General features: G+C 37.7%; 7 protein-coding genes. 1 reads left to right on the top strand and 6 read right to left on the bottom strand.

Annotation, left to right across the window (positions count from 1 at the left end; genetic code table 11):
- Positions 1–167 precede the first annotated feature (167 nt).
- The 3 genes from CIK86_RS00430 to CIK86_RS00420 all read right to left on the bottom strand — a co-directional run bounded on the left by CIK86_RS00430 (position 168) and on the right by CIK86_RS00420 (position 2,152).
- Complete coding sequence (locus tag CIK86_RS00430; RefSeq protein WP_011329264.1) at positions 168–371, bottom strand: DUF3283 family protein; 204 nt, start codon at positions 369–371, stop codon at positions 168–170.
- A 181-nt stretch (positions 372–552) separates the two neighbouring features.
- Complete coding sequence (locus tag CIK86_RS00425; protein ID WP_011329265.1) at positions 553–798, bottom strand: DUF1289 domain-containing protein; 246 nt, start codon at positions 796–798, stop codon at positions 553–555.
- A 220-nt stretch (positions 799–1,018) separates the two neighbouring features.
- A complete protein-coding gene (locus CIK86_RS00420) occupies positions 1,019–2,152 on the bottom strand; it encodes a 1-acyl-sn-glycerol-3-phosphate acyltransferase (protein ID WP_011329266.1) in 1,134 nt (377 codons plus the stop codon).
- 502 nt (positions 2,153–2,654) lie between these two features.
- On the opposite strand from CIK86_RS00420, the gene CIK86_RS00415 reads away from it, so the two are divergent.
- Positions 2,655–3,599, top strand: coding sequence for a D-2-hydroxyacid dehydrogenase (locus CIK86_RS00415; protein ID WP_086997731.1), 945 nt, complete (start codon positions 2,655–2,657; stop codon positions 3,597–3,599).
- 115 nt (positions 3,600–3,714) lie between these two features.
- Here CIK86_RS00415 and CIK86_RS00410 read toward each other — a convergent pair whose 3' ends face one another.
- The 3 genes from CIK86_RS00410 to CIK86_RS00400 all read right to left on the bottom strand — a co-directional run bounded on the left by CIK86_RS00410 (position 3,715) and on the right by CIK86_RS00400 (position 9,832).
- Positions 3,715–4,614, bottom strand: coding sequence for a diguanylate cyclase (locus tag CIK86_RS00410; protein ID WP_011329268.1), 900 nt, complete (start codon positions 4,612–4,614; stop codon positions 3,715–3,717).
- Positions 4,598–8,368 (bottom strand): PAS domain-containing hybrid sensor histidine kinase/response regulator, encoded by a 3,771-nt coding sequence (locus CIK86_RS00405; protein WP_086997744.1) that lies wholly within the window; start codon positions 8,366–8,368, stop codon positions 4,598–4,600. The genes CIK86_RS00410 and CIK86_RS00405 overlap by 17 nt, the downstream gene beginning before the upstream one ends.
- A 66-nt stretch (positions 8,369–8,434) precedes the next feature.
- A complete protein-coding gene (locus CIK86_RS00400) occupies positions 8,435–9,832 on the bottom strand; it encodes a PhoH family protein (protein ID WP_086997728.1) in 1,398 nt (465 codons plus the stop codon).
- Positions 9,833–9,982: the final 150 nt, after the last annotated feature.

The raw sequence follows: 9,982 nt of genomic DNA, 5'->3' as shown, positions 1-9,982 counted from the left end.
ACGATATTGGCACACACCAAAAGCACTACTAAGGAATGATTATATGTTAACATTGAGTTAAAACCAATAGTGCGGTATAAATCAGGTCTACTTTTAGAGATGAATGTATAAATCCTATAAACTAAAGAGGTTTTAAATCAACTCGAGCTGCTCAAGTAAGCACAACATTAGCCTAACATTAGTGCTAAATACCTTTCAAATTGTTGCTTTAAAGAAGCTTGCTCTGCAATAGGGCGGCTATGGAGGGTGTTATATATTTGCTCACGTGTTTTTTTCCCGCGCTTAATTTGATACGCCCAAAAAGAAGCCTCATAATCTAACTGAATTTGATACTTTTGTTCACGAGGTAAATTACATAAATTAAAACTCACAGTAACTCCTATTACTTACTAAAGATGTTTTATTATACTTATAAATAGTTATGAATGCTGCTTTAATAAAGCATCTAGGCCAACAAGCTTAGTCAGCTAAATGCTATATTATGTTTGGGGATTTAATAGCTTATTGGCTCAGATAATTACGAATTTAATCAACAAAGGGCACGCCCCCTAACTAAAAGTCAAAACCTTGCTGATTAATTAATTCGCTAGCGGCAGTAACGTCTAGTTTTTTTTGTATAAAACGCTTGTAGCGCTGCTGGCACAAATTTAATACTTTTTTCTTTTGTGCGTTGGTTAACGAGTTCCATAAAAAACGCTCATCGCGGCTACGATAACAACCTTTACAATATCCCCTATTATTAACCAAACAAATACTCTTGCAAGGGCTTGGAATATCAAATATTTCAATTTGTTGCATTGCCCCTCCCCACACTTATAAAGATACAGGTTAAGTATAGCGTTATTTACTCAAAGAGCAGCTTTGTGAGTAATTAGCTCTGGACGTTTAGTAAATCTCTTAACCAGATAAAATGTAGGTATCAGCCGGGGCATAAACCACAGCCCAACATGCGCTGAAGCTGTAATACAAATTTACTTCGCTTTAGCTAAAGTGCCGTAACAAAAAGCAGCTTTAGCTTTTAATGCTCACAACTTTTAATATTTACTTCTGCTTTACGATGATATGGCTTTGCATACATAGCTAATACCAAAGGTTTAAGCTCTTCGGGCACTTTATCCATACGTTTTGCAAACTTTGCAGCGTCGGCTTTATTAATGACCGCTTCTGTACAGCCGCCTGCTATAAAGTTACCTGGGTGCAAATAAAATGAATCTATTATTTGTTTATCTATTGTTTTAGCCAGCTCATCTGCGCTGTCGCAATGTGACTCTATCGGCTGTCCAAAAGCTAAATGAATATGTCCTTTAGATGAGCTAAAACCTTCAACAATACTGGCTATGTCTTCACCTACAGATTTTACATATTGACCATGGTGTTGTTTATGATAAAGCTCTTTTGCTTTAGCAATTGCGCAGGGTTCGTATTGATACGATATTGATACCGGCACTATTTTTAGCTCTTTAATATAATCGCCAAATTCTTTTTTTTGCTTACGCCCATTTAGTTGTAGCATTTTTAGTAGTGCCGGATCGGTTTGATCTACACCGTCTTTTGCTCGCCCTTCTTTTTGCGCTATCCAAATAGAGTTTCCTGCTGTTAGTGAGTCATAAATATAGGAAGATAACTGCGTTAATGCTTTAAGCATTTCTTTAGGCGCTTTTGCAGATCGCTTTACTATAAAGCTTTTATTTAATCGCATAAGCTCAGTGATATAGGGTCTTTGCAATAAATTATCTCCTATTGCAATGCGCACTGTTTTCATTTTATGTTGAAACAATCCCCAATTTACTAAAGCCGGATCGAGCACAATGTCACGATGATTCGATATAAATAAATAGGCCTGATTAGGGTCTAGTTTATCCAACCCAGAAAAAGTGACTTCTGACGTAGTGCGTTTTACTAACTTATTTAAATACTTTGCAACTTCATTTTGTACATCTTCAACGCTATTAATTTGGCCCCATTTTTTACGTAGTTGCTGTCTAATTAATGGTCGTGCAACAAATGGAATTGCCGATAAAATGCGTGGTAAATTGTACTTTGCAATTACATCAATAAATGCATTATCGTCAATTAAACGCTTCAGCGAAGTGGCAACTTCATCATCATTGTAAGGTCTTATGTCAGCGTACTTATCTTCTAATTCAATCATTTAGCGCATCTACAAAGTTAAAAACGGCACGCCAAAGCGCACCGTCGTGTCTAATTTTGATTATAACTCAATCAAAAATACGAAACTAGCAATACTAAAGTTCGATTTACCTAGTTCAAATAGAGTTATAGTTTAGTCGGCAAGTTTATAAGTTTGCACACTTGATGCAACTTACATTGCCCTGTTGTTATTTATAGTGAATATTAGTTAAAGCAAATAGCTTTACTAAAGCTGCATGGCGACGGCAGTACAACAAAATAGCCGTAAAGGGTAGCATGTAACAACTAACCTAGTGGGCAGACCACATTTAAGTTGGCCTACGTTTTTACGACTTTAAAATTAACAAAGTGTATGCTTTATAGTACTTTAGTGTATTAATCTTGCATACGTATGCTGCGCTGTATTTGCTTTCATTAGTACTGCAAATATTTACAACCTCAAATCAAGCAATGCAAGCATTGCAAATAACTCTCTTAAATGGGGTTTAATTTTAGGAAAAAATATGAAAATTACTATTCTCGATAATGCGACTCTTGCTAAAACATCACTTGATTGTATTGCTCAATTAGGTGAGCTTACCGTTCATGAATTAACAAGTGCGGAGCAAGTTGTTGCTCATAGTAAAAATGCTGACGTTTTAATTACCAACAAAGCAGTTGTAAACCGTGAAACTATGAGCCAATTAAAATCACTAAAGCTAATTTGTGTTAGTGCCACTGGTACTAATAATGTAGATTTAGTAGCAGCTAAAGAGCTTGGTATTGCAGTAACTAACGTTGCCGGCTATTCAACCCCCTCTGTAGTACAACATACCTTTTCTTTAATCACTAATTTATTAGGTAATACACATCGCTACCAAGCAGACTGCCAGCAAGGTGCATGGCAAAAAAGTGAAATGTTTTGCCGCCTAGATTATAGCTTTAACGATTTACAAGACAAAACATTCGCTATTATTGGTGGTGGAACCCTTGGTAGCGCGGTTGCAACGGTTGCTAGCGCTTTTGGCGCAAATGTAATTACTGCCGAGCGCAAAGGGGCACAGTGCCGTGAAGGTCGTATCCCTTTTGAACAAGCAATTAAAACCGCCGATATAATTAGTGTGCACTGCCCATTAACCGATGAAACTCGCGATCTAATTACACTCAATGAGCTTAAAATTATGAAACCAAGTAGCATTATCATTAATACTGCACGTGGCGGCATTATTAACGAAGCAGACTTAGCAACCGCTCTTGAGCAAAACTTAATTGCAGGTGCCGGGGTTGATGTGCTGACTAAAGAGCCCGCTGAACTAACTAACCCACTGGCTAATTATAAAGGCAATAACTTACTGCTTACGCCACATATTGCTTGGGCAAGCACAGAGTCAATTGTACGTTTGGTAAATGAGGTAAGTTTAAATATTATGGCGTTTACGCAGCAGCAATCACGTAATCGCTTAGTGTAATACCCTGCTGTAATGCCCAGCTGTGTAGCTCTAAAAAGCGCTACACTTTTTAAAACGTGTTCATCCGAAAATTAACTATTAAACGCCAATAACGTTGGCGTTTACTTTAGTTTAATTAGCGGGCAACAACTTGATTACGACCACCCTCTTTCGCTGCATATAAACCTAAATCAGCTTCTTCTAAAAGTGCCTGCTCAGTTTCAATACTTGCGTTTTCAGTACTAGCTACACCAATACTAATAGTTACATGCTCAGCATTAAGCGATGCTTTATGCGCTATATTTAATGCATTAACAGCATTACGTAGCTTATTTGCAAAGCCTGTCGCTTCAGCTTTATCTACACCGGGTAAAACGGCTGCAAACTCTTCTCCGCCATAGCGTGCAATAAAGTCACTGCCACGCTCACATTGTGCCGCAAGTGCTTGAGCCACCGCTTTTAAGCAGTCATCGCCAGCTCGGTGCCCATAAGTATCGTTGTAACGCTTAAAGTGATCTATATCCATAAGTAGCACTGAAAGTGGTGTGTTGTTGCGCTTACTTTTACGCCATTCACGAGATAGGTTTTCGTCTAGGTTGCGTCTATTGGGTATTTCGGTTAGGCCATCAATCGAAGCTAACATTTCAAGCAAATCATTTTTTTGCTTAATAAGCAGTTGATTACGTACTCTTACGCGCACAATTGATGAACAAAATGGCTTAGTTATATAATCCATTGCACCTAGTTCTAAACCTTTAGACTCGTCATCATGGCTGCTATTTGCCGATATAAAAATAACCGGGATCATTTGCGTTGCTGAATCTTCTTTTAATTTAACCAGTACTTCGTAGCCATTCATTCCTGGCATAACAATATCGAGTATAATTAAATCAACTTGTGTTGTTTTTATAAAAGTAAGCGCTTCGTCACCACTTTTAACTAAAAACACCTCATGCTCATCGCTAAGTGTTTTTTCGAGTACAATTCGATTAAGAGCATCATCATCAACAATTAATACTTTAGCTTTTTTTGACATCCATTGCCCCTAAAACGTTTATAAAAACAACCACCTGTTCTAACTGCATAATAAGCTCTTTCGTTGTTATTTCAACAGCTTTATCGGTTGTTTTAAGATCTTTTTCAGTTTGCTGTGCACATTGCGACAGTCGACTAAAGCCTAAATTACCCGCTACGCCTTTAATACTATGCGCTATACGAATTAAGTCATCTTTATTATTACTTATTTTGAGCTGCGCTAATTGAGTTTTGCACACACTAGCAAATTTACCGATCATAGTGTTAAGCAGTGTTTCGTTTAAACTAAACTGAGTTAAAGCAAATGAGTACTCAAAAAAGCTCGGCTTATAAGGTGCTAAATCGGTTATTGCACCTATAAGCACTTCTGCAACCACAGGTTTAGTTAAATGCTTATTCATGCCACACGCTAAAGAGCGTTCAATATCTGCAGGCTCACAATGAGCGGTTAGTGCAAAAATAGGTAATTGCTCTGCACTATACTGCTGCCTAATTAAAGTTGTTGCTTGGCAACCATCTAAATGAGGCATTTGCACATCCATTAAAATTAAGTCTGGCATTAAATTCGGTAATAATGCCATACCATCAATGGCACTAGTGGCTGTAACCACATTAATTTTTGCTTGGCGTAACACGCTGCTAATTATTTCTAAGTTTAATTGATTATCGTCAATAGCTAACACTAACAGACCCGACACACTTGGGTTTAATTTCGTTGTATTCGTTATTTTTAAAGCTGACTCTAAATTTAAATTAAACAATCGCTGTGCAAGCGCTGACGTTTTAATATGCTGTACAGTTAAACCCATGCTGATCGGCAAATTTAACCTTGGTTGATTACTTACAACAATAAGCGTAATTGCTTTTGCAAATAAAATATCTTTAATTACAGCTACCGCTAATAAAGCAGGTAAATCTGCGGCACCTATAATTAATTGCTTGGCTTTTAAATGCTCCCGAGGAGATTTTAATAATTGCTCTAAATTAGTATAAGTTAGCGTAGGAAATGCATTTATAACCTGAGTTAATTCGTGACTATGCGCTGATAAAATAACTAATGTATTATCAGGTAGCTGCTTACAAGCAGGTACAACATCTAATAAAACACTAAAGTAAAACTCACACCCTTCGCCTTTTTCACTATTTAGCGCTATTTCGCCACCCATTAACAGCACTGCCGACTTTACAATAGCCAGCCCTAAGCCCACGCCATGATGAGTTCGCGTAGATGACTCATCCCCTTGGGTAAAGGCATCAAATAAGCGCCTTTGATCGGCTTTATCTATGCCAACTCCGGTATCTATTACCTTAAAGCAAATATGTTGTTGCTCTGAGGTATCGCTTGGTAATAAATCCATTTTAAGGGTAATACTACCGGTTTTAGTAAATTTAACGGCATTAGTTAATAAGTTACCTAATACTTGCTGTAAGCGAATGCTGTCGCATATAAGGTTGGGGGAAATTAAGGGATCAATATCAATAATTAATTCAATCCCTTTGTTTTCACATAAAGGTGCCGTTAAACTTTCACAAATATCAACCAACTCAACAATGCTAAATGGCGCGAGTTTTAACTGCGCTGCCACACTTTCTACCCGTGCAAAATCCAGCATTCTGTTAAGCATTAACAACAAGCTGTGCGCTGCGTGCTTAGCTTGCGCGGTTTGTTCTAATTGTTTTGGCGTAAGTCCTTGCTCAATAAGCATATCAAGTAAACCAAATACCGCATTTAGCGGTGTGCGGATCTCATGACTTAAATTAGCAATAAATCGACTTTTTGCTAATGTGGCGCGCTCTGCATCATGTTTTGCTTTGGTTAATATACTTATATCTTGAATATGAATAACATAATACAGCGGCTCGGCATTTTCATTCCACACTAACGACACGCTCAGCTGTAACCAATCTGCCAGTTCACCGTGCGCTAAAGTTAAATGGTATACCCGTTTTTTATTATTTAGTAATTGCGCTAACGTGGCTTTAATTTCTTGCCATTGGGGGTTACTAAACACCCGATTTAAAGGCGCTCCCGCCAATAAATTTTGTTCAGAAGATAGCTCTCTAGCCGCTTTATTCGCTTGTAAAATAGTATGATCAAGCGAAAGTAACACCACTCCATTAGCCGCAAACTCTATCGCACTTCTAAATTTAGTTTCTGATTCTTTTAATGCATGCAGGGTTTGCTGTTGCTCGGTTATGTCGCGGCCAATCCCCATAACGCCTAACAGTTGTTGCTGTTCATTATAAAATGGCGCTATGGTTAATAAGTAAGAGCGTTCTGCGCTATCAATACGTTGTTGAATTTGCGTGCGATTGTGTAGTACTTGTTGCTCTAGCTTACTAATTTTTTTACTATCGCTGCTCTCATTTTCTATTAATTTACCAACTAGCTCAGCTTGCTTTTTACCAATAAATGTTTCAAAAGCTTTATTACAACCTAAAAATAAGCCATCAATACTTTTAAAATAAATAAAGTCAGGAACGTTATTAAGTACAGTATTAAGTAAAGCTAAATGACGCTCTTTGGCTTCGTAGCTGCTGGTTAGTTTTTCAGACTGTAGCTGCAATTTTTTATCTAAATCTTTATTAACGTTCTGTAGGGATTCGACCAGCTGAGTATTTTTAGCAAATATAGCTTTTACCTTTAAAAACCATGGCTGCCAATTTAAAGGAATTTTATAGTTTAACTGCTCGCCAGTTACAGTGTTGTTATGCTCTAGATAACGCATTAAAAAGGTCATCGGCTTGATAAAAATACGCTGGCTCAACCAAAAAAACACGCTAAACATAATGCTTAAAAACACGGTTAAAAATATAAATTCTACCGCTGTTTCGTAAATAATCGGCGCAGATAACTGCTCTATTGGCTCATGGTAGGCAGCATGTATAGGGTAGTTACCAATTGGCTGCATTAAAAACTGATTACCTTTAACTTCCTTAGTATTATTGTGCTCTATTAATACTGCCGGCCAATATTGATTTAACTTAACAGCTTTGTTTATCAACTTTTGTGAGCTGGCAATAACCTCATGATACTGATTCATAAATATATATTCGCCTTGCTGCGGCGATACTTTTTTTAGCCAATTAGAAATAGCTTGTAAGTCATAAATAAGAACTATGTAATCTTGGGAGTTAATATCTTGTTGTCGGCCAATGGCAAAGTAGGCTTTATTAGCAACTTTAATAATTTGGCTAGAGCTGAGTTGCTCGGTTAAAAGTGGTGGTTTAAATTTGCCTTTTAAAATATCAGTTAAAAAGGCACTTTGGCTACGATCTCGCCTGGCAACGTAAGCAAAACCTTGCTCATCAACATAAGCAACTGCACTTAATGACTGTATTAGCGCTAACGTGGTGTTAAATGAAGGGGCTAACATGACGACTTTTTGCCAGCGTAATAAGGCACTTTGCGATTGAGAAAATTCGCCAGCACCTACTATTTCGCCATTTAAATTACTTAAATAACGATAGTAATAGTCATCATACTGATTAACGTGCAATGGCATTGTGCTATCTGCTGAATGCGGCTTAGGTTGGTGATACAAATTAAACATAGCGGTAAATAAATTATTTACCCCAGCCATAGTATGTTCAATTTGCGCCGATACATTAGCAAAATCGCCATGGCGCTTTTCTATCGCACGTTCAACCTTAATATTGTAAAGGTGCAAACATAATAATAAAGCCACAAACAAAGGCACGGCCAAAGCCACAACTAAAGAGCGGTAATAATCTTTTAAGGGTAAAAACTTCAACTGTTTGCCTGTTTTATGGCTCAATAATCAGCTAATAGACTAGCGAGCCATAATGTTAAGCGCAAGTTATAAGTTTTCTTCAGCGAATGAAGCTAGGCGACTACGTACCACACCATTGAGGTTTATTGTTGCGCTACCTTCAAAGTTTTTAAAGCGCTCCACAATATAAGTTAAGCCCGAAGTAACCGGTGTTAAGTAGTTACTGTCTATTTGTGCCAAGTTACCGGTACAAATTAGCTTAGTACCTTCGCCGCAACGGGTAATAATGGTTTTTAATTGTGCCGCCGTTAAGTTTTGGCTTTCATCTAAAATAACTACTGCATTTTGAATACTGCGACCACGCATAAAGTTTACTGACTTAAACTGAATATTGGCTTTTTCCATAATATAATTACGGCTTGAAATTGGATTTTCGTCGCCCTTATGTAATACCTCTAGGGTGTCGGTAATGGCCGCTAGCCATGGCGCCATTTTTTCTTCCTCAGTGCCGGGTAAAAAGCCAATTGACTCGGCTATTTCTGGCGTATTACGCGTTACTATTACTTTGTCGTAAATGCCTTTTTCGATCACCATTTCTAGTGCACTAGCAAGCGCCAATAAAGTTTTACCACACCCTGCAGGGCCGGTTAAAATAACCAGTTCTATGCTGGTATCTAATAAAGCATCGAGTGCCATACCTTGGTAAATATTTTTTGGTTTAATACCCCATGCACCTTGGTTCATTAATCGCTCATAACCTATATCTTTTAAGGTTATATGCTCCTCATCGTACGATTTAACTCGCGCTGCAAACTGATCCCCCTCATCAATTAAATACTCATTATAAAATACATCAGGGATTAAGTTTTTAGCCACATGATGCAAGGTCTCACGGCCATATTGCTCAGTATTACATTGGCCAACATGCTGCCAAAAGTCTCCGGCTATTTTTTTGTAGCCGCTGGTTAGTAAGCTAATGTCGTCTATAAGCTGATCGGTGCGGTAATCCTCAACATAATTAAGCCCTGCACCTTTGGCTTTTAAGCGCATGTTTATATCTTTAGTGACTAATATTACTTTGCTATTTGTGTGCTGCTTTTGTAAATGCACTGCACAGTTAATAATGCGATGATCGTTTTCATTGCCTGGCAGGCCAGAAATAGAGTCGGCAAATAAATGATCGTTTACAATAATTAAAGTGCCGTTTGATGCTGTTTTCGCTTTTTTATTGCTAGGAAGGGCTACGCCTTGGAGCATTTGCTCTGGTGTGGCATTTTTTAATATTTCATCTAAACCACGAATAGCCACGCGAGCATCACGGCTTACATCGTGTTTTCTATCTTTTATATGATCAAGCTCCTCTAACACTGTCATCGGAATAACTACATGGTGCTCTTGAAACGATAAATACGCGAGGGGTTCGTGAAGCAATACATTGGTATCTAGCACATACATTTTACTTTTAAGGTTCGAAGCATTTTCCATAGCACTTTCCTTACTTTTTATGATGAGTATGCTATACCAAACTAACTAAGTGCTTTTGAGTAGTGATGGCTCGTTAGTTACTTAGGTATAATTTTAGTTTAGTCTATTTGTCATAAAAGTCCGTTTTATTACAAACTCGATTTTGTTTTA

Origin of the sequence: Pseudoalteromonas sp. JB197, from assembly GCF_002332205.1 — a bacterium.
GTDB lineage: Bacteria > Pseudomonadota > Gammaproteobacteria > Enterobacterales > Alteromonadaceae > Pseudoalteromonas > Pseudoalteromonas nigrifaciens.
Note: the sequence above shows the minus strand (reverse complement) of the source record. Positions and strands in the feature narration are given on the sequence as shown.

Bases quoted from the DNA above. Each gene is read 5' to 3' on its own strand.
- CIK86_RS00425 (WP_011329265.1), bottom strand. From the start codon at position 798: ATGCAACAAATTGAAATATTTGATATTCCAAGCCCTTGCAAGAGTATT.
- CIK86_RS00400 (WP_086997728.1), bottom strand. From the start codon at position 9,832: ATGGAAAATGCTTCGAACCTTAAAAGTAAAATGTATGTGCTAGATACC.
- CIK86_RS00420 (WP_011329266.1), bottom strand. From the start codon at position 2,152: ATGATTGAATTAGAAGATAAGTACGCTGACATAAGACCTTACAATGAT.
- CIK86_RS00410 (WP_011329268.1), bottom strand. From the start codon at position 4,614: ATGTCAAAAAAAGCTAAAGTATTAATTGTTGATGATGATGCTCTTAAT.
- CIK86_RS00415 (WP_086997731.1), top strand. From the start codon at position 2,655: ATGAAAATTACTATTCTCGATAATGCGACTCTTGCTAAAACATCACTT.